The organism is Streptomyces sp. 5-10 (assembly GCF_014712245.1).
GTDB lineage: Bacteria > Actinomycetota > Actinomycetes > Streptomycetales > Streptomycetaceae > Streptomyces > Streptomyces violaceusniger.
Genome location: NZ_JACVYG010000087.1, coordinates 1 through 24,249, shown reverse-complemented (window position 1 = coordinate 24,249; position 24,249 = coordinate 1). Strand labels below are relative to the sequence as shown.

The following is a 24,249-nucleotide window of genomic DNA, read 5'->3' as shown; positions in this document are numbered from 1 at the left end:
GGCGGGCGCGGCAGTGGGGACGGGGGCGGCGGGCTCGGCGGGGGCCGAGCGGGTCGCGGAGGGCGCCGCCCCCGCCGCACCGGCCGGGGGCGCGGCGGACCTGGTGGACGCGGTGGGCGTTGCGGGGATCGTGGCGGCGGCGGGGGCGGTGGGCGCGGCGAGCGGGCGGCCGGTGGCGGGCGTCGCGAGCAGCGCGCTCATGGCCAGCGACAGGGACAGCGGCCCGAGGATGCCGTACAGCGCTGCTGCTCTCACTGGCCATCCCTTCGTGCATCGCGCGATGAAAGGGATATTTGGCGCGCCGGATGACCATGTAAAGCACCGGGCCGCGGTGTCGGGGTCAATGACCCCAATGCGTCTTCAGGGCCGCGCGCAGCGCAGGGTCGGGGAGGGCGGTGGTGCCGTGCACGGCGAGCGCGGTGAGCAGGTCGCTGTCCGCGTCAGAGCCGTCCGTGTCGCCGCCGTCCGTGTCGCCGCCGTCCGCGTCGTCACGGGAGCGCTGGGCGAGGGTGCGCCGAGGAGGCACGTCGATCCGGCCCAGCAGCCGCTGACCGGCGGGGGAGGCCCACCGCGAGTACGGATGCGCCTCGACCCGGGCGATCAGCAGACAACTCGCCGTCAGCAGCAGCGGCAGCACGAACCACGCGGCCACCGGGCCGCGCCCCGCCGCGGGCGGCACGAGCAGCAGCGCGGCCGCCGCCGTCACCAGCACCAGCGCGCAGGCCGCGCGCACGTGCCGCACCGCGACCGCCACATTCGTACCGGCCGAGGCGGACACCGCGAGCCCCGCCGCCACCAGCCGGTCACCCAGCGCCCGCACCGGGACGGCCGTGGCGAGCGCGGCCCGCACCGGCCGCACCGGGGCCTGCCCCTCCGGCCCTATCGCGCTGATCACGGCCCGCTCCAGCTCGTCCCGCCCGTCCGGGTCCACGACGGTGACCCAGCCGGTGTGCGCGAGCAGCAGCCGCCGTTCCCGGTACATCGTGACGAGGGCCAGATCCCCCACCCGGCCCGGCCCGCCGGACAGGAACGCCGCCTCGTACAGGCTCAGCCCCTTCCCATCCGCCCCAGGATCGGGCTCCATCGGCTGAGCGGCGGCCACCGCCGCCAGGCACAGCCGCGTACAACTGACGACCGCCGCGCCCCACGCGACGAGCAGGAAGAGGACCCACAACATGGCGGAGTTCTACTCGACCCGGCCGTCACCGCGCCACGGTTTTCACGATATGAACGACTCGCGCGCATGCGGAGAGCTCCGCGTAGACCGGCGAGNGCGCCACGGTTTTCACGATATGAACGACTCGCGCGCATGCGGAGAGCTCCGCGTAGACCGGCGAGGGGTGTCCGACGGATCGTGACGCCTGCGGCGGGCAGCTCTCCCCTCCCCGCCCCTTCCCGCAACTGGGGCTCCGCCCCAGACCCCGGCCGGACGACCCGGATGTGGGCGGGCGCCCGGCACGGGCGTCCGCCGGTGCGGGTATTCGCGTCGGCAACGGTCGGGCGGGGCCGGAGCCGGCCGTCCGCACTCGGCACCTGCGGGTGGTGGTGCCGGGCGGGGCCCTTCGTCGTGGCGGCTCTGCCGCCTCCGCAGCTGCTGCCCCGGTCGCAGCTCGAACCGCCCTCGCCTCCGTCTCCGGCGGGGCGCCGGGCGTCCTGGCTGCGGCGCGGCCCTTCGTCGTGGCGGCTCAGCCGCCCCCGCAGCCGCCGCCCCCGCCACCACCACCGCAGCCCCCGCCACCACCGCAGCCCGAACCGCCGCCCCCGCCTCCGCCGCAGGACGAGCCGCCGCAGGAGGAGCCTCCGCAGCCGGAACCGCCTCCGCCGCCCCCTCCGCACCACGATCCGCCGCCGGAGTCCAAGGACCCCGACGACCCCGACGAGCTCGGGTCGGTCGCCGAGCCGGACGCGGCGGGCACCTTTTGCGCGGCCAGCAGTTGGGCCCGCAGCAGCGGATCGTCCGCCAGGGCGGCGGCGCCGGTCAGCGCGACGACGACCGCCATGGGGACCGTCGCCGGATGGCCGACGGACCGGGCGCGCCGTATGCCGACCCCCGAATCCCTCCGGTACGTCGCCAGGGCCCGCTGCCCGGCGCCGGTCAGCCGGCGCTTGCCCGTACCGGCGCAGATTCCGCCGACGAGGAAGCCGATGAACAGAGCGGGGGCGATCTTGAGGATCAGCGGAAGTTCGTCGCTGTCCGTGATGTTGACGGCCATGGCGATGCCCAGGAACGTGCCCGCGAAGCAGAGCCCGACCTGGAGCCGTGCCAGCCTGTGCCAGAACCGGAGGGCGTCCGGCCGCACCATCAGCCCGCGCTCCGCCAGTTGGTCGCCGATTGACTGCACCGCCGGACTGCGCATCAGCTCCCGGCGCAGCCAGTTCAGGCCGCCGTGCGGGGAGATGGCGCACAGCCGCAGCAGCTCCTCCTCGACCGGGCCGCGCGCGACGGGCTGCCGTACGGAGACCACGCCGGGGTCGCCGATCGCCAGCCGCCCGTCCGCGTACATCGCGCTGATCACGGTGTCCGCCACCCGGCCCGGCCCGCCCGCCAGGAACGCGGCCTCCAGCAGGTCGTGCGCCCGGGCGTACACCTGCCCCGGGACGTGCCTGCGCCGGGCCCGGACCGTACCGGAGATGAGCACGGCCGACGACACGGCGACCGCCAGGTAGACCAGGGCCACGACCGCGCCCATGCCGCTCACCGCCCCCCGCTCAGCGCGAGCCGGACCCGGCGGGCCAGCCGTGCCGCCGGATGGGACGGCAGAGGCGCGGGCCCGGACCGCTCCTGCCACCACAGCGTCAGGCGGCGCCGGGCGGCCGCGTTCTCGGGCCGGCCGTCAGCCAGCAGATGCTCGGCGAACGACAGCGCGTCGCGGCGGTAGCCGCCGGTCATCGGGCGGCCGTCGGCGTACCGCGCGAACGCGGGGCGGTAGCCGGTGCCCAGGATCTCGGGCAGCTCCGGGGCCACCTTGGCGACCACGGACGCCCGCTTGGCCGTCAGCGCCGCGCTCTGCACCCGCAGCCGCCGCCGATCGAAGCCCTCGGGCGGCGGGGTGCCGCCGACCAGCGCGGACAGCAGCGCGGCCTGAGCGAGCGCCAGCCGCTCCCGGACGGCGTCCGGCACGAAAGCGTCGGGCGCGCCGGACGCCCCCACCGAAACCTCAGCGACCCCGGCCTCGGTCCCGGTCCTGGCCCCGGCCTCGGTCCCGCCCTCGGCTCCGGCTCCAGTCCCGGCCCCGCCCCCCGCCGCCGTCACCGCGCGGATGGCGTCCAGCTCGCCCGCCAGCTCCTCCGCCGCCGGGAAGTCCTCGTCGCGTTCCAGCAGCACCCCGGGCGGCGTCGTACGGGCGCACAGTTCGGCGAGCACGTCGAGCACCGGCTGGGTCACCGGATGGGCGTGGCTGTCGTGCCACACCCCGTCCCGCTCCACCCCGCCCGCCACATGGACGTAGGCGATCGCCGACGTGGGCAGCTCGTCCAGCGCCTTGGCCGGGTCCTCGCCCCGGTTGACGTGGTTGGTGTGCAGATTGGCCACGTCGATGAGCAGCCGCACCCCCGTGCGCTCCACGAGCTCGGCCAGGAACTGGCCCTCCGTCATCTCCTCGCCGGGCCAGGAGATCAGCGCCGCGATGTTCTCCACCGCGAGCGGCACCGGCAGCGCGTCCTGCGCGATGCGCACGTTCTCGCACAGCACGTCCAGCGCGTCACGCGTCCGCGGCACCGGCAGCAGATGCCCGGCCTCCATGGCCGGTGACGCGGTCAGCGGCCCCCCGGCCCTGACGAACGCGATGTGCTCGGTGACCAGCGGCGAGCCCAGCGCCTCGGCCCGCTCGGCCAGCGCCCGGAGGCGGCCGGGGTCGGGCCGCTCGGCTCCCCCGAGGCCGAGCGACACCCCGTGCGGGACCACCGTGGTCCCGCGCTCGCGCAGCCGCCGGAGCGCGTCCGGCACATGGTCGGGGCAGATGTTCTCCGCCACCACCTCCACCCAGTCGATGCCGGGCAGCCGCGCGATGTCGTTGGCGATCTCCGGTCGCCAGCCGATTCCGGTACCGAGGCGCACCATGGCTCCCCCTCCTCGTTCCGTACCGCGTCCCCCGCGGTGAGTTCTCGCGTGCCGGGGTCATGACCCCATAGAGGCAGGACGAATCCCCCGGCTCCATGGTTCAGAGGTTCATTTGAGCTTCGGGGTGTCACGGCGGGGGCGCCCGCGGGGCGTCGGCCGACGGCCCGGCCACCGCCCGGCCACCGCCCGCCCGGTGGCCGCCCGGTGGCCGCCCCGGGCGGTGGCTCAGGTCGTGGCTCAGGTCGTGACCCGGGAGGCGCGAAAGGTCACCGGCTGGGTGGAGTCCCTGAATATGGTCACTGTTACAAAAAATTGGGGCCCTATGGCGACAGATGTTCAGAGGGGAAAATAGGATCGGTCTGGTCTGGGGGGATGGAAGATCACACCTTTGTGCCGCGCCCACGCGCGGAGCGAGCGTGGGGGAAACACGTGCTGGGCAGCAGCGACAACGCCATGGGGAAGCACCGCAAGCACCGCCGTAAGCCGTCCTCGAGGAGCCGGGCGATGCGGCTGCGCCGCTGGGCGGCCGCTCGGGTCCGGCTGGACTACCCCAGGGCGGGGCGGAGCGGTGCGACGCGATGGGTGCCGTCGTGGCGTCAGGTCTCCCTGTTCTTCCTGTTCTGCCTCGGCAGTCTGACCGGTCTGCTGAGCTTTCTGTATCTGCAGACCGACATCCCCAAGAACCTCAATGACTTCGCCACCCAGCAGGACAACGTCTACTACTGGGCCGACGGCACCGAGATGGCCCGTACCGGCCCGGTCAACCGGCAGGAAGTGCCGCTGGACAAGGTGCCGGAAAAGGTCCAATGGGCGGTGCTCGCCGCCGAGAACGCCAGTTTCTACACCGACAGCGGGGTGTCCCCGAGCGGTCTGATGCGCGCCGTGACACGGATGGTGACGGGTGGTGAGACACAGGGCGGCTCGACCATCACCCAGCAGTATGTGAAGAACGCCTACCTGAATCAGCGCCAGACCTTCTCCCGCAAGCTCACCGAGATGTTCATGGCCATCAAGCTGGACGACCGGATGAGCAAGCGGGAGATCCTCCAGCGCTATCTGAACACCAGCTGGTTCGGGCGCGGCAGTTACGGCATTCAGCGGGCCGCGTACGCGTACTACGGCAAGGACGTCTCGGAACTCAACGCGAGCGAGGGCGCGTTGCTCGCCTCGCTGCTCAAGGGGGCCGGGACCTTCGACCCGACGCTCGGCGCCAAGAACCACAAGCGGGCCGTCGACCGCTGGAAGTGGGTGCTGGACCGGATGGTGGACATCGGAAAGCTGTCCAAGTCCGAGCGGGCGCGCTATACGACGTTCCCCGAGCCCAAGGCGCAGCCCAAGCCGGTGGGGCTCACCGGTCAGGTCGGCTATCTGGTGGAGACGGCCAAGGCGTATGTCAGCTCCCACACCGACATATCCGACGCCGATTTCGACCTGGGCGGCTATCAGATCCACACCACCTTCGAGAAGCCGAAGGTCCAGGCGCTCGCCAAGGCGGTCGAGAAGACCCGGGACAACCTCGACCCCGAGCGGCGCCCCGAAGACCGCCATGTGCACATAGGCGCCGCCTCGGTGGCCCCCGGCGGCGCCATACGCGCTCTGTACGGCGGCCCCGGCTATCTGGAGCAGGGTTTCAACGACGCGAACGCCTCCACCGTCCCGGCCGGCACCTCCTTCACCCCCTTCGTCTACGCCGCGGCGCTGCGCGACGGCGTCCTGCTGGAGCGCAACGGCGCGCGGACGCCGGTGACGCCCTCGACGCTCTACGACGGCGACAACAAGATCGCGGTGCATACGCCCGAGGGCCCCTACTGGGACCGCAGCGGCAAGATCGTGCGGGCCACCAATGACGGCGACGCCTCCTATGGGCAGGTCTCGCTGCGTCAGGCGATCGTGCGGTCCATCAACACCCCGATGATCCAGCTGGGCATGGACGTCGGCCTGGACCGGGTCCGGCGGGCGTCCATCGACGCGGGGCTGCTGCCCAGCAGCTTCGGCGCGCGGGTGCCCGCGTTCTCGCTCGGCACCGCGACACCCAGCTCCATCCGTATGGCCAGCGCCTACGGGACGTTCGCGGCCGACGGCACGCACTACGCGCCGTACTCGGTGAGCGGGCTCACCCATGGCGGGCAGAAGGTCGAGCTGCGCAAGGACCGAGCCAAGCGGGCCTTCAGCGCGGCGGTCGCGGCGCAGGTGGACGACGCGCTGCGCGGCGCGGTCCAGAGCCCGGACGGCTCGGCGCGCGAGGCCGCCGTGGCCGGTGGTGAGGTGGCCGGTAAGGGCGGCACGGCGCAGGACGGCACCTCCGCCTGGTTCGTCGGGTACACCAAGAAGCTCTCGACGGCGGTCTCGCTGTCCCGGGTGGACCCGAAGTCGCAGGAGCTGATGCCGCTCGAGGGAATGGGCGGGGGAGGCGCCGACACTTCGGGTGACACCTACCCCATGGACATCTGGAAGAGCTATATGACGGACAGGGCGGCGGAATGAGCCGGCCCGGTGCGAGCCGTAACGGCGGAATGAGCCGCCCCCGCGTGAGCCGCCTCGGCATGAGCCGCCCTGGCGGAAGGAACCCCGCAACGGGACCGCTTACTTGGTCTTGGTGTACGTGGACCAGTCCGGCGATTCCGCCGGGTCCAGCATCCGCAGCTTCGCCAGGACCTTCGGGTCCTGGGCGTCCAGCCAGTCGGCGAGCTGCTTGAACGACACGCACCGCACCCCGTCGCGGCGGCAGACGCTCCTCATCACGTCCTCGATGGCCTGCATATAGATGCCGCCGTTCCAGGTCTCGAAGTGATTGCCGATGAACAGCGGCGCCCGGCTGCCGTTGTAGACCCGTTCGAAGCCGTTCAGATATCCCTGGCGGGTCAGCCGCTCCCACTCCGCGTATTTCGCCGGATCGCCCTCGGTGCTGTCACCGGACTGGTTGAAGAGGAAGTTGAAGTCCATCGAGAGGACCTGCTTCTCGCTCTCCGGGTACGGCACCAGCTGCAGCGGGAAGTTCCAGATTCCATCGATCTTGGACGGCCAGAGCTGGAAGTCGCCCGGGGAACTCGCGTCATAGCGCCAGCCGAGGGATTTGATCGCCGGAATCAGCGTCTTCTGGCCCTCCAGGCACGGCGCGCGCCCGCCCACCAGCTCCACGTCATAGTCGAACGGCAGCGGTTTGATGTCGGTGAAGCCGGTGTTCGTCTTCCACCGCTTCACGAACGAATACGCCTGTTCCGTTTCGCTCTTCCACTCCTGGGTGGACCAGTCCTCCCCGCCCTTGGCGCCGCAGAAATGGCCGTTGAAGTGGGAGCCGATCTCATTCCCGTCCAGCCAGGCCTCGCGCAGCTGCTCCAGGGTCTCCCTGATGTGCTCGTCGGTGGGGAAGGATATGGCGGCCGAGCCCGGCTTGTGCTGGGGCGGCCGATAGAGATTGCTCTTCGACTTGGGCAGCAGATACATGCCGCTCAGGAAGAACGTCATGGTGGCGTTGGTCTCCTTGGCCACCTCGCGGAAGCGGGAGAAGAGATGGTCGTCGTTCTCCAGCGCGCCGTCCCAGGAGAAGACCACGAACTGCGGCGGCTTCTCACCGGGTTTGAGCTTTTCGGGCTTGAGCTGGTGCGGCTGCGGTCCGGTGTAGGACGTGGAGCCGTCCCCGAGCACCTTGACCTTGCCGTCCCAATGGGCGTACTTGTCTTCCTTCTTGGGCTCCCTGGGGACCCGGTCCGACTTGGGGGACGCCGCGGCTGCGGGGAGGTCCCCGTCCTGCGCACCCCCAGCGTCCCCCGGCGAGGTCAGGGCTATCAGCAGCGCCACCACGACGGCCACGGCCGTCAGCGCGCCCAAGGGCGCGGCCACGCCATAGGCGTTCTTCGCACTTAAATCCTGCAACGCCTTCACGATCTTCAGCGCCTTCACGGGTCCCGCCCCCTGGCAACAGTACAGATGTACGCCCCCCTCAGTATCACAGAAGTATCACGTGCTCTTCACATCCGTCATCCTCACCAACCGGTCAACAGCAGGTGATTGACGAGCAGTGAGAGGCAGGCCTGGACCAGGAGCCATCGGCGGCGATCACGGGCGGGCAGCAGTGCGGTGGTCGGCAGCAGCCAGACGAGGAAGGGGAGCCAGATCCGTTCCGTCTCGGCCTTGCTCATCCCGGACAGATCGGCCACGACGAGCGCGAGCAGCGCGGCGAAGGTCAGCACGACGAGCCCGTCCGAGGCATCCCGGGCGCCAGGCCCGCCTGGACCGCCCAGCCCGCCTAGCCCGCCCGGCCTGCCCGCGCGCAGCCGCCGGGCCGTGTCGGGCACCGCCGACAGCATCCGCCGCGCGCCCGCGACACAGGCCGGACCCGCGGCCACCGACGCCACGGCCAGATTGGCCCAGACCCAGTACGCATACGGGCGATCGGCGGCCACGCCCTGGTAGTAGCGCTCGACCAGCAGGGAGTACCCCTCCCACCACCGGAACCCGGCCAGCGTGAACGCCCCGGCCACCACCGCCACCCCGGTCAGCGCGAAGGGCAGCGGCCGCGCGGTGCGGGCCAGCAGCAGTACGGCGGCGGCGGGCAGCGCCAGCAGCGTCAGCCCGTACGAGAGATAGGCCGTCAGCCCCAGCAGCAGCCCCGAGCCCAGCGCGACCGCTCCGGGGGCCCGGACCGTACGTGTCGCCGCGAGCGCCAGCAGCGCGAGCCCCCAGGCCGCGACCGCCGCGAAATAGCCGTCCGCCGAGGCGCCCACCCATACCGCCCCGGGCGCCAGGACCAGGAACGGGGCGGCCGTACGCGCCGCCCGCTCCTGCCCCAGGGCGCGCAGCGTGACCAGGATCGCGACCGCCGCCGAGCCGCCCACGGTGACGCAGAAGGCCCCCGCCCAACCGCCGCCGCCCAGGCCCAGCCGGTCCAGGCCCACGAAGGTGAGCACGGCGCCCGGCGGATGGCCCGCGATATGGGCGGGCCAGTGGTCGGGCTGGGTGAGCAGGATGTGACCGGTGAAGCCGCGCAGGGCCGCGCCGATGTCCTGGAACCGGTCGATGCCGCGCAGATACTCGTGGCGCGCCGTCAGCCGCTCCGCGACCCCGCGCCGCCATCCGTCGACCAGCGCCAGCGACCAGATCCAGGCCATGGCCGCCGCCCAGACGGCCGCCAGCAGCCCGCGCCACGGCAGCCGCGCCGCCAGCCGGTGGCCGTGGACCACGACCGCCGCGGCGACGGCCAGGGCGAGGGGCGTACCGGGGCCCACATGGGGCAGCCAGTCGGCGTACAGCGGCGCCCAGTCGACGTACAGGGAGTGATCGGCCCGCTGGATCAGGGTGCCGACGACGGCGGCGACGGCGAAGAGCGCGGCGGCGGCAGCGGCGGCGAGCACGTCCCGGCGACGTCCGGTCCGCGTGTCGTCCCGGATGGGCTGGATGTCGACGCCGTTGCGGAGAGGGAGCTTCACGACGTCACGCTACGTCGCCGAGCCCGCTCCCGGGCCGCCGCGCCGCGCGCTGTCATCGGACCGTCAGATCTTCCCGGACAGGGCCCGTGACGTCACCGTTTCGTCATGGGCTCAAGGCCCCTGCCGGCGGTGCGGCGGTCCTACGGTCATGCCATGAGCCACCCTCCCCGTACCGACCGTGATCGCCGCGCCCTGTGGCGCAGCCCGCTGCGCGGCCCCTGGCTGACGTCCGTCTTCGGCCTGGTCCTGCTCTTCGGCATCCCCGTGCTCTTCGTGACCGGACTGCTGTCGTACGCCGCCTACAACCCCGACCTGTCCCCGGTGAACGACAAGACCCCGGACAAGGGGCTGCTGGGCTTCTACCTCTTCTCCTGGCCGACCGACCCCTCCTGGCTCTACCGCGTCACCCAGGGGGTGCACGTCACGCTCGGGATCGTGCTCGTCCCGGTACTGCTGGCCAAGTTGTGGTCGGTCATCCCCAAGCTGTTCGCCTGGCCGCCGGTGCGGTCCCTGGGGCACGCGCTGGAACGGTTCTCGCTGCTCCTGCTGGTCGGCGGGGGACTGTTCGAATTCGCCACCGGCGTGCTCAACGTCCAGCTGGACTACGTCTTCCCCGGCTCCTTCTACCCGCTGCACTTCTACGGGGCGTGGATCTTCATGGCCGCCCTCGTGGTCCATGTGGCGCTGCGGCTCCCGCTCATGGTGCGGGCGCTGCGGAGCCGCGAGCTGCGGGCCGAGCTGCGTACCCGCACCGCCGACACCCGGCCGGAGCCGCCGGACGAGACCGGCCTGGTCAGCCCGCGGCCCGCCGCGCCGACCATGTCGCGGCGGGGCGCGCTCGCCATGGTCGGCACCGGCTCCTTCGCGCTGCTGGTGGTGACGGCCGGTCAGAGCATCGGCGGCCCGCTGCGCACGAGCGCGCTGCTCGCCCCGCACGGCCGTGACCCGGGCCGGGGGCCGAACGGCTTCCAGATCAACAAGACCGCCGTGGCCGTCGGCATCCGCGCCCGCGACATCGGCCCCGACTGGCGGCTGGTGGTGCGGGGCGCGGCGGACCGCGAGACCGTCCTCACCCGGGAGCGGCTGCTGCGGCTGGAGCACCACGGCGCGGCGCTGCCCATCGCCTGTGTGGAGGGGTGGTCCACGGCCGACCAGCGGTGGGAGGGGGTGCGGTTGGCCGACCTCGCCGCGCTGGTGGGGCATGCCGACCGGCCGCCGAAGGTCCTGGTGGAGTCCGTACAGCGGCACGGCTCCTTCCGCAGCGTCGTGCTGAGCGAGCACCAGGTCCGCGATCCCCGCTCGCTGCTGGCGCTGAGGGTCAACGGCGCGGATCTGTCGCCGGACCACGGCTATCCGGCGCGGGTGATCGTGCCCGGGGCTCCGGGTGTGCACAACACCAAGTGGGTCGGGCGGTTGACCTTCGGGGGGACGGTATGAGGATTCTCGGGCGGAGCCGGGGTGGGCCGCGGCGGCTGGACGGCGAGTCGCCGCTGCGGCTGGTGCTGCTGCTGTGCTCCTTCGCGCTGACCGGTTACGCCGGGGTGAGGCTGCTGAGCGGCGACTGGTTCGGGATCGCGCTGTGGTTCGTCGCGGCCGCCGTCCTCCACGACCTGGTGCTGCTGCCGCTGTACGCGCTCGCCGACCGCGCCGTGGCGGCCGTGCTCCCGGCCCCGGCCCGGTGGATCAACCATGTGCGGGTGCCCGCCTTCGTCTCCGGTGTGCTGCTGCTGGTGTGGTTCCCGCTGATCCTCGGCCAACAGGAGCGCCGCTACGAGCACGCGACCGGGCTGAGCGCCGGCGTCTTCTGGCCGCGCTGGCTGCTGATCACCGCCGTACTCTTCGGCGCCTCGGCGCTGTGGCTGGTGATCCGGATGGCGATCCGGGGGTGGCGGCGTCGCCCGGGGGCTCGGGGTGGGGCCGCGTCGGCCGCGGCGGCCACTTCGGCGGCTTCGGCCGGGGAGCGGAGGCCGCGGAGGCCGCCCGCCGGGCCCGCAGGGCCCAGCCGGCCATGACCGCCGCACAGGCGACCGCGTACCCCAGCGTTCCGACCCACGCGCCGTCGTCCACCGCACGGGCCGTCACATACTGCGCGACGCCCGCGAGTGGAACGCCGAGCCACTCCCAGCGTCCGTCGAGGGCCACCAGCGCCACCACCAGCAGCGCGTACCAGGGGTAGCCGGGCGTCATCAGCAGGAACGCGGTCCCGGTCACCACCAGCGCGCCGCGCCAGGGCCGTTGGGGATCGCCGCGCAGCAGCACCCAGGCCACGACCACGAGCAGGACGGCGGCGATCACGGGGAGGGCCCAGGCCTCCGGGTCGGGGCGGAGCAGGCGCAGCAGGGCGTAGCGGTTCTTGTCGTCGGCGGCGGTGGAGTCCGTCCCGTAGCCCTCCTCGGCCACATAGCCGGTGAGATAGCCGAGGACGGAGGAGTGCGAGAGCAGGACGTACGGGAGGTAGCCGAGCGCGACGACGGCGGTGGCGGGCAGCACGATGGCCGCGGCGCGGCGGATTGGCGTGGCACGGCGGGTTGGTGCGGCGCGGTGGGTTGGCGTGGCACGGTGGGTTGGCGCGGTCGGCGAGGCGGGGCTTCCGGCGGGCCTGGGCCTTTTGAGCGCGGTGAGAGGCCTGGCGACGGCCGTGGCGAGGACGCCGGAGAGGGCGCCCGGCAGGGTCACGGCGGGCAGCAGCTTGGCCGCGGTCGCCGCGCCGAGCAACGCACCGCCCAGGACGTGGCGGCGGGGGACGGCGACGAGGCCCGCGACGGTCAACAGCACGCCCAGCGCGTCGACATGGGCGTTGTTCACCGCCTCCACCGGCACGGCCGGGCACCAGGCCCAGAGCGCGGCGCGGGCGGTCGCGAGGCGCGGATCGCTGCGGCGCCGTGCCGCGGCGAGCAGTACGGCGGTGGTGGCGACGGACAGCAGCGCGCCGCCGGCCTGGAGGGGGAGGAGGGTGGAACCTGACGGCGCCGAGCGGTGTACAAGCAAGAAATAGCCCTCTGCGGCGGGAGGATAAATCGTATGGACCGAGGGGCGGTTCAGGCGCGTGCACTGCGGCTCGGCAGAGGCGCTTGGCGGGTGATCGGGCTCCGGATCGGCGCGCGGGACGGCGCCGCGATGTTCGCGCGCGGGATGTTCGGGCCCGGGGCGGACGGGCGTGGGGCGGACGGGGGCGCGGTCAGGGCCACGGCAGGCGGAGCCCTGGGGGAAGAGCCAGCGGTCGCGCAGCGAGGCGAGCGCGGGGTCCTCGGGCGCGTGGTCATAGGGGGACATGCCCGCGGCCTGCACGCGTCCGTCCCAGGCGTAGCGGTAGGCGTCGGTGCTGGTGCGCGGCGGGGCGAGCAGTCCTGTGGCGGCGACCGCCGCGCTGCCCACGAGCACGAACACCGTGGCCTGGCGGGCGCCGAGACGGCGGACGGTCCACGCGGCCGCGGCGAACACCGCCCAGGCGATGGCGTACCAGCGGGACAGCGTGCCGGGCGCGGTATGGAAGTCGTCCCTACGGAAGGTGAGGGCGAGGACGGCGACCAGCGAGCCGAGCAGCGTGGCCAGAGCGACCGGGGTGCCCCAGCGGCGGGCGGTCCGCACCTGAGAGGGCGGGGCGGTCCGCACCTGCGACGGCGGGGTGGGGCGCATCCGCGAGGGCGGGGTGGGGGCGGTCCGCGCACGCTCGGGCGGGGTGGGGCGCGCAGATGGACGGGGCACGTCCGTGCTGTCGGGCGGTGGTGCGGGGCGGTCCGGTGGACGGGGCTCGTCCGTGCCGTTGGGCGGTGGTGCGGGGCGGTCGCGGGCCGGTGGCCGAGGGCCCGGGCCGGAGTGTGGCCCGGGCACCCGGCCGGTCCACCGGGCGAGTCGGCCGGGCCGCAGCAGGCGGCGCAGCGATGCGGGCACGGCTCAGACCTCCGTGCCGGACCGGGGCACGGGCGGTGTGTGCCGCAGCGATATGAAGCCGCGGTCCCGCGCGGTCCACTGCTCGACCAGGCTCCAGCCCACCGCGCGCGCGTGGTGCAGCAGCGCCCGGGCGCCGACGCGGGCCCAGGGGAAGGCCGTTCCCATGTCGCCCCGGCCGTCGTCCACGCGCACCCGCACCCGCTCGTCGACATCCGCCGCCGCGGCCTCCACGATCAGGAGCCCGTCGGGGGCCATGAGTTGGGCGACGCGCGCCAGCAGGGCGCGCGGGTCACCGCCGATGCCGATGTTGCCGTCGATCAGCAGCGCCGTGCCCCAGCGTCCCTCGCCGGGCAGTGGTTCGAAGACCGAGCGGCACAGCGCGGGCCCGCCCGCGTGGACCGTACGGGCGACGGCCGCCTGGCTGACGTCGATGCCCAGGCAGGGGCGGCCGTGCAGGGCCAGCGCGGCCACCAGCCGACCGGGGCCGCAGCCGATGTCGAGTATCGGACCCTGGCAGCGCCGCAGCACGGTCCGGTCGGCCGCGTCGGCGTCCGCACACCAGCGTTCGACGTCCAGGGGCAGCATCCAGCCGTCGGCCCGGCGGAGGAACAGCGGCCCTCTGCCCGCGTGGAGCGCTCGGACATAGGGGTCGGCATGCCAGGAAGCGGCCGCACGGCGAGCGGACGTCCGCTCGCGCACCAATCCGTCGTGCACCGACGCGTCGTGTACGAATCCCTCGCGCACCGATCCGTCGCGCACCGTATCGGCCGTGCTCATCGGGCGGTGGTCCGGGACGACAGACGGGCCAGGGCCCGGGCGAACCGCCCGCCCGGGGCGTCGGCCGCCACCCGTACGGCGTCCTCCGCCGTATCCACGTCGCGCAGCATCGGCAGGTCGCGCACCCGCAGCCCCGCGTCCGTCAGCCGACGCCGCTGGGCGGCACCGGTGGTGGCGGTGGACATCGGCACGCCCCGCAGCAGTTCGGGGTCCGGTTCGGCCAGGCCCAGGGCCCAGAAGCCACCGTCGGCTGCCGGGCCGAACCAGGCGTCGCAGTCGTGCCAGCTCCCCGGGCTGAGCGCGGGGGCGAGGAGAGCGGGGGTGACCTGCGGGGTGTCCATGCCGATCAGCACGGTGGCGCCCCGGCAGGCGGCGAAGGCCGCGGCGAGCCGTTCGTCCAGACCGCCGTCGCACTGCCGCACCACCTCGAACCCCGGTGGCAGCCACGGGCCGGGGTGTCCGTCGAGCGCCAGCACCCGGCGACGGGCGGGCATGGCGAGCGCGGCGTGCAGCGTGTCGGCCAGGGACGCCTCGGCGAGCGCGGCGGCCTCGGCGGGGGTGTACGGGGGAGTGAGCCTGGTCTTCACCCGCCCGGGCACCGGCTCCTTGGCGATGATCAGCAGCGTCGTCCCGTCCCCGTGGGCCGCCCGGGAGCCGGTGTCCGTGCGGACGTCCGCACCGGCGACCGGACGCCCGTCGGCGCTGCCAGGAACGGAGTTGAGGCGGCCCGGAGCCGAGGAGGCCTCCGCCGCGTGGGCATCCTCGTGTGGCGCGGCGCTCACCGCGCGGCCCTCGTGGGGATGGTCAGGTCGCGGGCCTCCGGCGGCTGGCGCAGCACGGCGCGCATATCGCGCACCGTGTGCCACGTGCCCCGCCAGGTGCCGGTGACCTTCGACTTCCCGGTGCGCGGCCGGTACGGCACCTCGCGCTCCTCGATCCGCCATCCGGCGTCCGCGGCCCGCACGACCATCTGGAGCGGGTAGCCGCTGCGGCGGTCGGTGAGGCCGAGGGCGAGCAGCGGTTCGCGCCGGGCGGCCCGCAGCGGGCCCAGGTCGCCCAGCGTGAGGCCGGTGCGCCGCCGCAGCATGCGGGTCAGCGCGAGGTTGCCGAGCCGGGCGTGCACCGGCCAGGCCCCCCGCTCCTGAGGACGTCGCCGGCCCAGCACGAGGTCGGCGTCGCCCGCCGCCACGGTCCGCGCGAAGGCGGCCAGCAGCCCGGGGTCGAGCGAGGCGTCGCAGTCGCAGAAGCAGACGATGTCGGCCTCGGCGGCGAGGAGCCCGGTGTGGCAGGCGGCGCCGAAGCCACGGCGGGGTTCGTGGACGACGGTGGCGCCGTGGGCGCGGGCGATCGTGGCCGAGCCGTCCGTGGAGCCGTTGTCGACGACGATGGCGCGCCAGCCGTCGGGGATGCGGGCCAGCACCCAGGGCAGGGCGGCGGCCTCGTCCAGACACGGCAGGACGACGTCCGCGCAGGGAGTGGTCGAGTTCGTCACCCGCACCACACTACGAAGGAGAAACCGACATTTCGGGCTTCAGGTTCTTACGAAACACGGACGTCGGCCGGGCAGCGGGCTCCCCGGCACCCCCTGGTGCCGCCTCCGGTGTCACGCTGTGGGGCATGCAGCAGAATCCCTCCGGGAACCTCTCTCCCACCCGCGTGCTCGTCGTCGACGACGACCCGACCGTGGCCGAGGTCGTCGCCGGGTACCTCGGCCGGGCCGGCTTCGCCGTGGACCGGGCCGCCGACGGCCCCGGGGCGCTCGCCCGCGCCGCCGCCCGCCGGCCGGACCTGGTCGTGCTCGACCTGATGCTGCCCGGCATGGACGGGCTCGAGGTGTGCCGCGCGCTGCGGGACAAGGGCCCGGTGCCGGTCATCATGCTCACCGCGCGCGGCGACGAGGAGGACCGGATCCTGGGCCTGGAGATCGGCGCGGACGACTACGTCACCAAGCCGTTCAGCCCCCGGGAGCTGGTGCTGCGCGTGGAGTCGGTGCTGCGGCGCGGCCGGACCGCTCCGCGGGGCCCCGGCTCGTCCGGCCCCGGTCCTGGCCCTGGCTCCGGCCCGGACGAGGTGACGCACCGTGCCGGGATCACCCTCGACCCCCTGGCCCGGCGCGCCGCCCGGGACGGCCGGGAGCTCGCCCTGACCGTGCGCGAGTTCGACCTGCTGGCCTTTCTGCTGCGCCACCCCGGGGTGGCCTTCACCCGCGAGGAGTTGATGCGCGAGGTGTGGGGCTGGGACTTCGGCGATCTGTCCACCGTCACCGTCCATGTGCGGCGGCTGCGCGGAAAGGTCGAGGACGATCCCGCCGCGCCCCGGCTCATCCAGACCGTATGGGGCATCGGCTATCGCTTCGACGCCCCGCCCGAGGCCGACGACGAGACCGACGGCGAGGTCCACGGCGAGGGGCGACGGGACGAAGGACGCGGGGACGAGGGGCGACGGTACGAGGGGCGTGAGGACCAGGGGCGGGACGAGGAGCGGGGGCCGGGTTCCGATGCGTGATGTGCTCCTCATGGCGGTGTTCGCCTTCCTGGGCGCGGCGGCGGCCGGTCTGCTGGGCGCGCTGGCGCTGCGGCTGGTGCGGGGCCGTTCGGTCGCGGTGTCCCTCGCCGTCGTCGCCGCCGTCGCGGTCACGGCGATGCTCACCGGGACGCTCGCGGTCGCCTGGGCGATGTTCCTGTCCCCGCACGACCTGACGGTGGTCACCACCGTCTGCGCCATGGCCGCCGTGGTGTCCCTGGCCACCGCGCTGCTGCTGGGCCGCTGGGTGGTGGCGCGCAGCAACGCGCTGGCCCTCGCCGCCCGCTCCTTCGGGGACGGCGGGAGCTTCGCCGCCCCCGACGGCCAGGCCACCGCCGAACTCGCCGCGCTCGGCCGTGAATTGGCCGCCACCAGCGCCAAGCTGGCCGCCTCCCGCGAGCGTGAGCGCGCCCTGGAGTCCTCCCGCCGGGAGCTGGTCGCCTGGATCTCCCACGATCTGCGCACCCCGCTGGCGGGGCTGCGCGCGATGTCCGAGGCGCTGGAGGACGGGGTGGCCCCGGACCCGGACCGCTACCTCCGCCGGATACGCACCGAGGTGGAGCGGCTGAACACGATGGTCGGCGACCTCTTCGAGCTCTCCCGCATCCACGCCGGGGCGCTCTCCCTCACCCCCACCCGGATCTCCGTCTACGACCTGGTCGGCGACGCCCTCGCCGGGGTCGATCCGCTCGCCCGCGAGCTGGGCGTCCAGCTGATCGGCGACCGCGTGGACCCCGTCCCAGTGGAGGTCGACGGCAAGGAGATGACCCGTGTGCTCGGGAACCTCCTGGTCAACGCGGTCCGCCGCACCCCGGCGGACGGCACGGTCGCGGTGACCGCCGAGCGGGAGGCGGACACGGTCGTGCTGTCGGTCACCGACGGATGCGGCGGGATCCCGGAGGAGGACCTTCCGCGCGTCTTCGACACCGGCTGGCGCGGCAGCGACGCCCGCACACCCCCGGCGGGCGCCGGTCTGGGCCTGGCCATCGTCCGCGGCATCGTCGAGGCCCACGACGGCCAGGCGGCGGTCCGCAACGTCGACGGCGGCTGCCGCTTCGAGGTCCGCCTCCCCGCCGCCGCGATGTGAGGGCCTGGCGCCTCAGGCCTCTTCACGCCCTGAGGGTGCCCCGGCCACCCTGCCCGCGCGGCCACCCTGCCGCGCCTCCTCACGCCATGGGCGACCCCGCCCCCTCACGCCCCCGCCCGTTGCGGGGCGTGGGCGAATTCGGTCATGCCCTCGTGGAACGGGACCGCCGGGCGCCAGCCCAGATGGTCGCGGATCCGGCGGGACGACGCGGTGATGTGGCGTACGTCGCCCAGTCGGTAGTCGCCCGTCACCACGGGCGCGGGGCCGCCGAAGGCCGTGGCCAGGGCCGTGGCCATCTCGCCCACCGTATGGGGGTCGTCGCTGCCGGTGTTGTACGCGGTCAGCGCGGACGGGGCCACCACGTCCGGCGTCGCCTCCAGGGCCTCCAGGGCGGCGACATTGGCGGCGGCCACGTCACGGACATGGATGAAGTCCCGGCGCTGGCCCCCGTCCTCGAAGACCGTGGGCGCCTCGCCGCGCGCCAGGGCCGAGCGGAAGAAGGAGGCGACGCCCGCGTAGGGGGTGTCGCGCGGCATCCCCGGCCCGTACACATTGTGGTAGCGCAGCGACACCGCGCGGCCGCCCACCGACCGGGCCCAGGCCGCCGCCAGGTGTTCCTGGGCCAGCTTCGTCGTCGCGTACACATTGCGGGGATCGGCCGGTGCGTCCTCCGCCACCAGGCCGGGCCGCAGCGGGGTGCCACACTCGGGGCAGCGGGGGTCGAAGCGGCCCGCCGCGAGGTCCGCCTCGGCGCGCGGGCCGGGACGGACCCGGCCGTGGCGGGGGCAGTCGTAGCGCCCCTCGCCGTAGACGACCATCGACCCGGCCAGCACCAGTTCGCGCACCCCGCGCTCGGCCATCGCCGCCAGCAGCACCGCCGTGCCCAGGTCGTTGCAGCCCACATAGGCCGGGGCGTCCGCGAAGTCCTTGCCGAGACCGACCATCGCCGCCTGGTGGCATACGGCGTCCACTCCGCGCAGCGCCGCGGCCACCGCCTCCCGGTCCCGCACATCGGCGTGGATCCACTCCCCGTCCACGGACGGCGGAGCCGGATGGGCCGCCGTCGGGTGAGCGGCGGGAAGGAGGGCGTCGAGGACGACCGGCTCATGGCCGTGCTCGACGAGGGCGGTGACGATGTGCGAGCCGATGAAGCCCGCACCTCCGGTGACCAGTACGCGCATGGGGGCGACGCTAGGCCCGAGGGGGCGCCTGGGCCCGCCTCCGCGCCGTTCCGTCACCGCTCCGTAAGACCTTCCGGAGGAGGCGTGGTCACAGAATGGTCACAAGGGGGACGGCCCGGCGTTGCCTTTCACTGCGACCGTGGCGCCCACTCGCGTCCCCTGGGACCCCGTCCCCGAGGCCCGTCCTCCTGGGGCTCCCGGGCACGTTCAACCGGACACGTTCGACCGGACACGTTCGACCGGACACGTTCAACCGGACACGTCTCTCAAGACCGCCGCCATCGACGAACAGAGAGCCACATGACGGTCACCACCGCCCCCGCGGCCCAGCGTCCCCGCTGCCTCAACGACGTCAAGGGATGGTTCCCCAGCCTTGACCAAGTGCTGTTCGACCGCTTTCTGAGCCGCCAGGAGCACCTAGGACAGCGCGGGGACCTGATGGAGATGGGTGCCTACATGGGCAAGAGCGCCATCTTCACCGCCGCCTACCTGCGGGCGAACGAGCGGTTCACGATCTGTGACCTCTTCGACGCCGAGGCGCCGGACGAGAAGAACGCGGCGGAGGCGCGCAAGTCGTACTCCACCCTGACCCGCACCGCCTTCGAGCAGAACTACCTGGCCTTCTGGGATGAGCTGCCGAACGTCATCCAGGGCCCGACCTCCGTCGTGCCCGACCACGTCGGCGCGAACACCTGCCGCTTCATCCACGTGGACGCCTCGCACCTGTACGAGCACGTGGCGGGCGACATCGACACCGCGCACAACACGCTGGTGCCCGACGGCCTCGTCGTTCTCGACGACTTCCGCTCCGAGCACACCCCCGGCGTGGCCGCCGCGACCTGGGAGGCGGTGTTCACGCGCGGCCTGCGGCCCATCTGCCTGTCCACACAGAAGCTCTACGGCACCTGGGGCGACCCGGAGCCGATCCAGGACGAGCTGCTCGCGGACGAGGAGTGGCGCAAGGGGATGCACACCAGCGTGCAGGAGATCGCGGGCCGCAGGGTGCTGCGGTTCTCGGGGAAGCCCGCGAACCCGACCCCGCCCACCTCCCGCTTCGCCCATGAGCCGCGCGACCCGGCTCCCGAGCCGCGCTCCGCGCCCACCGCACCGGCGCCCGCGCCCGCGGCGCGCCGCCCCACGGCGGTCCGGCGGTTCGCCGCCGATGTGCTCCCGCCGGTCGTCACCCGCGCGATCCGCCGCCGCAGGGGGTAGCCCCGGGGCGCGGAGGGGAGCCCAGGGGCTGTCTGCCCTTGGGCTCCCCAGCCCCCGGCGTCCCTTGAGTCCCCAGCCCCGGCGTTCCTTGAGTCCCCAGCCCCCGGCGCCCCTTGGGCTCCCCAGCCCCGGCGTCCCGTGGACTCCCAAGAGCCCCGCGCCGCGGACGGCCCTACCGGCGCCGCAGCGCCGGGTGGTCCGCCACGACCGTGCAGGACCCCGGCGCGATCTCGGTGAACCCCGCGTCGCGGACCACCGGCAGGCCGCTCGCGGTGAGCTCGTCCCACCGCTCGGCCGACGCCGTACGCACCGCCAGCGGGAACCCGGCCTCGCGCCAGGCCGCCCGCGCCGCGTCGTCCAGCTCCCACCAGGCCAGCTGGGCGCCGTGCCCGGCCTGGGCCATCGCCTTGCCCGCCGACATCTCCACATGAGGGCTCAGCCACAGCACCGGACCGGAGGGGTCGGGGGCGGGCGGGGGCTCGGGGTCGTCGAGGTCGGTGCCCGAGACCTGGAGCTTGGCCAGCTCCTTGGGCCAGCCGTCCAGCGGCACCGGCGGGAACACTCGCACCTCGGCGGCGGCCGACGAAGCCCCGTCCGCCGACGCAGCCCCGTCCACCGAGGCACGCTCGTCGCCGTCATCGGCGGCGGGCGCCCGGCCCGTGACCGTGATGCCCGGCAGCCCGGACGCGCGCCGCCACTCCGCGCCGCGCGCCCGCCGTACGACCTTGCGGATCCGGGCGTCCTGCCAGTCCCGTACGGCCTGGGCCCACTCGCCGTCGGCGGCCGTCGCCCGCTCGTCCGACAGCAGCACCAGCACCGCGCGCGCCGCCGTCTCCAGGGCGTCCGTACGCGCCGGGGGCGCGGCCTTCTCGATCCGGACCACCAGGGGCAGGACGAACTGCGGCGCGGCGTCCCGGTCGACCTCGGCATGCCGGAACGGGCTGCTGCGGGCGCCGGATCCGGTGCCCTGGTGAGCGGTTGTCTGGGTGCCGGTCTCGGTGTCGGCGTCGGTGCTGGTCACGCGCCCAGTGTGCCAGGACCGCCGCGAGGCCCTGTGCGATGGACCTCCCTTCAGCCAAGGGGCCTTGCCACAGGCGTCGCGGACCCGCGAGGGCCCACCGGACAGGACCCAGGGGCCTCCGCGCGCCGAGGGCCTCCCCTCGCCGAGGGGCGCGCCTATGCTCAACCGGCATGAGACTGCGAGGAGTCGGCCGCCGCTACGGCCTGGGCGGACCCTGGGTGCTGCGCGGTGTCGATCTCGAGGTGCCGCCGGGTTCGCTGACCCGTATCCAGGGGGCCAACGGCAGTGGCAAGTCCACGCTGCTGCGGCTGCTCGCCGGGATCGACGCCCCCAGCGCGGGCCGGATCACCGGCCGCCCGCCCACCGCCTACGTCCCCGAGCGGTTCCCGGCCGAGCTGCCCTTCTCCGCCCTCGGCTACCTCACCCACCTGGGCCGGATCCACGGGCTGTCCCGCGCCGCGGCGGCGCGCGGGGCGGGGGAGTGGCTGGAGCGGTTCGGCGCGGACGGGTACGCCGGCACCCCGCTCGCCGAGCTGTCCAAGGGCACCAGCCAGAAGGTCGCCGTGGCACAGGCGCTGCTGGCCGCTCCCGGCCTGCTGGTCCTGGACGAGGCGTGGACCGGCCTCGACCAGGCCGCGCGTGGGGTGCTGGACACGGCGGTCGCCGAGCGCGTCGCCGACGGCGGCGCGGTCGTCTTCGTCGACCACGACCCACGCCGCTTGGCCGGGGTGGCGGACCGCGTCCTGCGCGTCACCGGGACCCGGCTGGAGCCGGTGGACGCGGACGCCCACGGCGCGCCCGGCGAGGCCAGGCACCCCCACCCGCCCGGAAGCGCCCCGGATCGGGAGGTGGCCCGGTCCTCGGCGGCGGAGGCCGACTCCCCGGCCAGGGACGCCGAGCCCCCGGCCAGGGACGCCGAGCCCCCGGCCACGGACGCCGAGCCCCCGGCCACCGTCCGGCTCCGGGGCAGCGACCCGGCTACGCGCCCGTCCCGCGCGACGTCGGCGGGGGCGCCGGGCCGTGAGGCCGTGGTGCCGGGTGCGGCTGGTCCGCCGGTGGCGCAGGACGGGTCCGGCGTCGGGCCGCGGGTGCGGGTGGAGGCCGAGGGGGCGCCGGGGGCCGGGCTGCCCGGTGAGCTGGCGGGCGCGGTGGTGCGCGAGTACGGTCCCGGGCCCGCGAACGGGAGCGGGGCCGCCGGTTCGGCGGGGCGGGGCGTACGGCTGGCGGTCGAGGTCGGCGCCGCCGACTCCGACGCCCTCCTCCGCACCCTCCTGACCGCCGACCCGCCCTGGCACATCCGCGCGGTGACGACCATCGACGACCAGGAGCCCGCCCAACAACTTACGGAGAAGGCATGACCGCGCTGCTGCGCTATCAGGCGGCCCTGCTGGCCCGCTCGCACCGCTGGCTGCCGCCGTTGCTGCTCTACGCCGCGTTCCTGGGGATCGGAGTACAGACCGGGCAGCCGATCCTCGACTCGCTCGGCTACGCCGCCGCCGCGCTGCTGCCCGTCGCCGCCTGGCTGGTGCGGGTGTGCGTCACCCAGGAACCCGCCGCGGCCCGCGACTGCGCCTCGGCGGCGGTGGGGCCCGGCCGGGTGCACCTCGCCTCGGTGCTGACCGCGCTGGGCGCGGCGCTGGTGCTCGGCACCGCAGGGACGCTGTTCGTCGCGGCGGTCAGCGATCCGCACACCGCGGACCACCTGCACGAGATCCCCGTGCCCGAGGCGACCGTCTCCGGGCTGCTCACCGCGGTCGCGTGCGCGTTGCTCGGCACGGCCGTCGGCGCGCTGTGCAACCGGCCGCTGCTGCGCCGCCCCGGCTGGGCCATCCCGGCCACCCTGCTCGCCGCGCTGCTGGTGTCGGTGGCCGGTGCTTCGCCCGCGAACGCCGCCGTGTCGGGTCTGGTCGACGGCTCGCACAGCGGCACCGTGCCGATGCCCCTGCTGCCCCTGGCCCTGACCGGCGCGGCCGCCGCCGGGGCGACCGCGCTGGCCTGCGCGCTGAGCTCCCGCCGGTCGTAGGGTTCGGGTCATGGACGACCGTACGGACCTTCCCGAGGGCCCGCCGTACGCCGACTGCGTGCAGTGCGGCGAGCCCACCGAGTACCCCGCCGCGCGCCCCGGGGCGACGCTGTGCCCCGTCTGCGAATGGCAGGAGGCCCAGCGCACCGCCTGTTCCGGCTAGCAACCACCCACCGGGTGGTCCTGCCGGGTCCCCGCACCGGGTGCCCCCGGGCCCGCATTGGGTGCCCCCGGGACCCCGCTTTGGGTGCCCTGCCGGGACCACCCGCCGGGTGCAGCTGCCGGGACCACTCACCGTGTGCCGCTGCCGGGACCCCGCACCGGGTGGCCCCGCTGGGACCCTGCACCGGGTGGCCCTGGCCGGGTCTCTGCACCGGGTGCTCTCGCTGGGACCCTGCACCGGGTGGCCCTGGCCGGGTCTCTGCACCGGGTGCTCTCGCTGGGACCCCGCATTGGGTGCCCCCGCCGGGACCGCCCACCGGGTGGCCCGGCGGGCCAGCGCGCCGATTGCCTCGGCCGGATCCCCGCACCGGGCGCCGTTGCCGGGTCCCCGCACTGGCTGCCCTGCCGGGACCCCGCGCCGACTGCCTCGGCCGGGTCTCTGCACCGGGTGCTCTCGCTGGGACCCCGCTTTGGGTGCCCCTGCCGGGACCACCCGCCGGGTGCCGTTGCCGGGTCCCCACACCGGGTGCTCTCGCTGGGGCCCTGCACTGGGTGGCCCTGCCGGGTCCGCACCGGGTGCTCTCGTTGAGCCCTCGCACTGGGCGCCCTGCCGGGACCACCTGCCGCGTGCCATTGCCGGGACCCCGCGCCGGGTGCTCTCGCCGGGACCCTGCACTGGGTGCCCTGCCGGGTCCCCGCACCGGGTGGCCCGGCGAGGGCGGCGCGCCGACTGCCTCGGCCGGGACCCTGCACCGCCTGCCCCAGCTGGGGCCGCTCGGACCGCACGGGCCGCTCGGGCCTGTCCGGCGGAGCTTTGCGGGGCCGCGACGCCTGGCACGGCGCCTGGCGCCGCGCCCCGGCCACCGCCGCGAGGCGGCCCCCGGCC

18 protein-coding genes and 2 pseudogenes are annotated in these 24,249 nt (G+C 74.5%); 8 read left to right on the top strand and 12 right to left on the bottom strand.

The genetic code is table 11. The annotated features are described in order from the left end of the window. The 4 genes and pseudogenes from IEJ02_RS45690 to IEJ02_RS45675 all read right to left on the bottom strand — a co-directional run. A pseudogene (locus tag IEJ02_RS45690) lies at positions 1–255 on the bottom strand (alpha/beta hydrolase); the annotation flags it as partial. Positions 256–340: 85 nt separating this feature from the next. Next, complete coding sequence (locus IEJ02_RS45685) at positions 341–1,177, bottom strand: TIGR04222 domain-containing membrane protein (RefSeq protein ID WP_191070189.1); 837 nt, start codon at positions 1,175–1,177, stop codon at positions 341–343. A 508-nt stretch (positions 1,178–1,685) separates the two neighbouring features. After that, positions 1,686–2,690, bottom strand: coding sequence for a TIGR04222 domain-containing membrane protein (locus tag IEJ02_RS45680; protein WP_191070188.1), 1,005 nt, complete (start codon positions 2,688–2,690; stop codon positions 1,686–1,688). A 5-nt stretch (positions 2,691–2,695) separates the two neighbouring features. Continuing rightward, a complete protein-coding gene (locus IEJ02_RS45675) occupies positions 2,696–4,060 on the bottom strand; it encodes an MbnB/TglH/ChrH family RiPP precursor modification enzyme (RefSeq protein ID WP_191070187.1) in 1,365 nt (454 codons plus the stop codon). A 504-nt stretch (positions 4,061–4,564) separates the two neighbouring features. Here IEJ02_RS45675 and IEJ02_RS45670 point away from each other — a divergent pair. Next, positions 4,565–6,544 (top strand): transglycosylase domain-containing protein, encoded by a 1,980-nt coding sequence (locus tag IEJ02_RS45670; RefSeq protein WP_191070191.1) that lies wholly within the window; start codon positions 4,565–4,567, stop codon positions 6,542–6,544. Positions 6,545–6,643: 99 nt separating this feature from the next. Here IEJ02_RS45670 and IEJ02_RS45665 read toward each other — a convergent pair whose 3' ends face one another. Together IEJ02_RS45665 and IEJ02_RS45660 are read right to left on the bottom strand one after the other, a co-directional pair. Continuing rightward, complete coding sequence (locus IEJ02_RS45665) at positions 6,644–7,960, bottom strand: polysaccharide deacetylase family protein (protein WP_191070186.1); 1,317 nt, start codon at positions 7,958–7,960, stop codon at positions 6,644–6,646. Positions 7,961–8,043: 83 nt separating this feature from the next. Continuing rightward, a complete protein-coding gene (locus IEJ02_RS45660; RefSeq protein WP_191070185.1) occupies positions 8,044–9,486 on the bottom strand; it encodes a hypothetical protein in 1,443 nt (480 codons plus the stop codon). A 153-nt stretch (positions 9,487–9,639) separates the two neighbouring features. Here IEJ02_RS45660 and IEJ02_RS45655 point away from each other — a divergent pair, with 153 nt between their 5' ends. Continuing rightward, the gene (locus tag IEJ02_RS45655) at positions 9,640–10,923 is read left to right on the top strand and encodes a molybdopterin-dependent oxidoreductase (RefSeq protein ID WP_191070184.1); all 1,284 of its coding nucleotides are present in this window, start codon (positions 9,640–9,642) and stop codon (positions 10,921–10,923) included. 387 nt (positions 10,924–11,310) lie between these two features. On the opposite strand, the gene IEJ02_RS45645 is transcribed toward IEJ02_RS45655, so the two are convergent. The 4 genes from IEJ02_RS45645 to IEJ02_RS45630 all read right to left on the bottom strand — a co-directional run bounded on the left by IEJ02_RS45645 (position 11,311) and on the right by IEJ02_RS45630 (position 15,655). After that, positions 11,311–13,191, bottom strand: coding sequence for a glycosyltransferase 87 family protein (locus IEJ02_RS45645; protein ID WP_317986087.1), 1,881 nt, complete (start codon positions 13,189–13,191; stop codon positions 11,311–11,313). Positions 13,192–13,380: 189 nt separating this feature from the next. Beyond that, the gene (locus tag IEJ02_RS45640; protein ID WP_191070183.1) at positions 13,381–14,154 is read right to left on the bottom strand and encodes a methyltransferase domain-containing protein; all 774 of its coding nucleotides are present in this window, start codon (positions 14,152–14,154) and stop codon (positions 13,381–13,383) included. Then, positions 14,151–14,777 (bottom strand): TIGR04282 family arsenosugar biosynthesis glycosyltransferase, encoded by a 627-nt coding sequence (locus IEJ02_RS45635; RefSeq protein ID WP_223865515.1) that lies wholly within the window; start codon positions 14,775–14,777, stop codon positions 14,151–14,153. Before IEJ02_RS45635 ends, IEJ02_RS45640 begins: the two co-directional genes overlap by 4 nt. Positions 14,778–14,932: 155 nt before the next feature. Further along, positions 14,933–15,655: a glycosyltransferase family 2 protein gene (locus tag IEJ02_RS45630; protein ID WP_191070181.1), complete on the bottom strand. Its 723-nt coding sequence runs from the start codon at positions 15,653–15,655 to the stop codon at positions 14,933–14,935. A gap of 116 nt (positions 15,656–15,771) precedes the next feature. Between IEJ02_RS45630 and IEJ02_RS45625 the strand changes: the two genes are divergently transcribed. Then, a complete protein-coding gene (locus IEJ02_RS45625) occupies positions 15,772–16,659 on the top strand; it encodes a response regulator transcription factor (protein WP_191070180.1) in 888 nt (295 codons plus the stop codon). Further along, on the top strand, positions 16,652–17,764 hold the full coding sequence (locus tag IEJ02_RS45620) for a sensor histidine kinase (protein WP_191070179.1): 1,113 nt from the start codon (positions 16,652–16,654) through the stop codon (positions 17,762–17,764). The genes IEJ02_RS45625 and IEJ02_RS45620 overlap by 8 nt, the downstream gene beginning before the upstream one ends. Positions 17,765–17,868: 104 nt before the next feature. On the opposite strand, the gene IEJ02_RS45615 is transcribed toward IEJ02_RS45620, so the two are convergent. Beyond that, the gene (locus tag IEJ02_RS45615) at positions 17,869–18,945 is read right to left on the bottom strand and encodes an NAD-dependent epimerase/dehydratase family protein (protein WP_191070178.1); all 1,077 of its coding nucleotides are present in this window, start codon (positions 18,943–18,945) and stop codon (positions 17,869–17,871) included. A 300-nt stretch (positions 18,946–19,245) separates the two neighbouring features. Between IEJ02_RS45615 and IEJ02_RS45610 the strand changes: the two genes are divergently transcribed. Continuing rightward, complete coding sequence (locus IEJ02_RS45610; protein WP_191070177.1) at positions 19,246–20,157, top strand: class I SAM-dependent methyltransferase; 912 nt, start codon at positions 19,246–19,248, stop codon at positions 20,155–20,157. A gap of 172 nt (positions 20,158–20,329) precedes the next feature. Here IEJ02_RS45610 and IEJ02_RS45605 read toward each other — a convergent pair whose 3' ends face one another. Next, positions 20,330–21,178, bottom strand: a complete 849-nt coding sequence (locus IEJ02_RS45605; protein ID WP_191070176.1) for a peptidyl-tRNA hydrolase — start codon at positions 21,176–21,178, stop codon at positions 20,330–20,332. Positions 21,179–21,348: 170 nt separating this feature from the next. On the opposite strand from IEJ02_RS45605, the pseudogene IEJ02_RS45600 reads away from it, so the two are divergent. The 3 genes and pseudogenes from IEJ02_RS45600 to IEJ02_RS45590 all read left to right on the top strand — a co-directional run. Further along, positions 21,349–21,916, top strand: a pseudogene (locus tag IEJ02_RS45600) (ABC transporter ATP-binding protein); the annotation flags it as partial. 616 nt (positions 21,917–22,532) lie between these two features. Further along, a complete protein-coding gene (locus IEJ02_RS45595; protein WP_191070175.1) occupies positions 22,533–23,201 on the top strand; it encodes an ABC transporter in 669 nt (222 codons plus the stop codon). 10 nt (positions 23,202–23,211) lie between these two features. After that, positions 23,212–23,364: a hypothetical protein gene (locus IEJ02_RS45590; RefSeq protein ID WP_167442760.1), complete on the top strand. Its 153-nt coding sequence runs from the start codon at positions 23,212–23,214 to the stop codon at positions 23,362–23,364. The last annotated feature ends 885 nt before the right edge of the window (positions 23,365–24,249 follow it).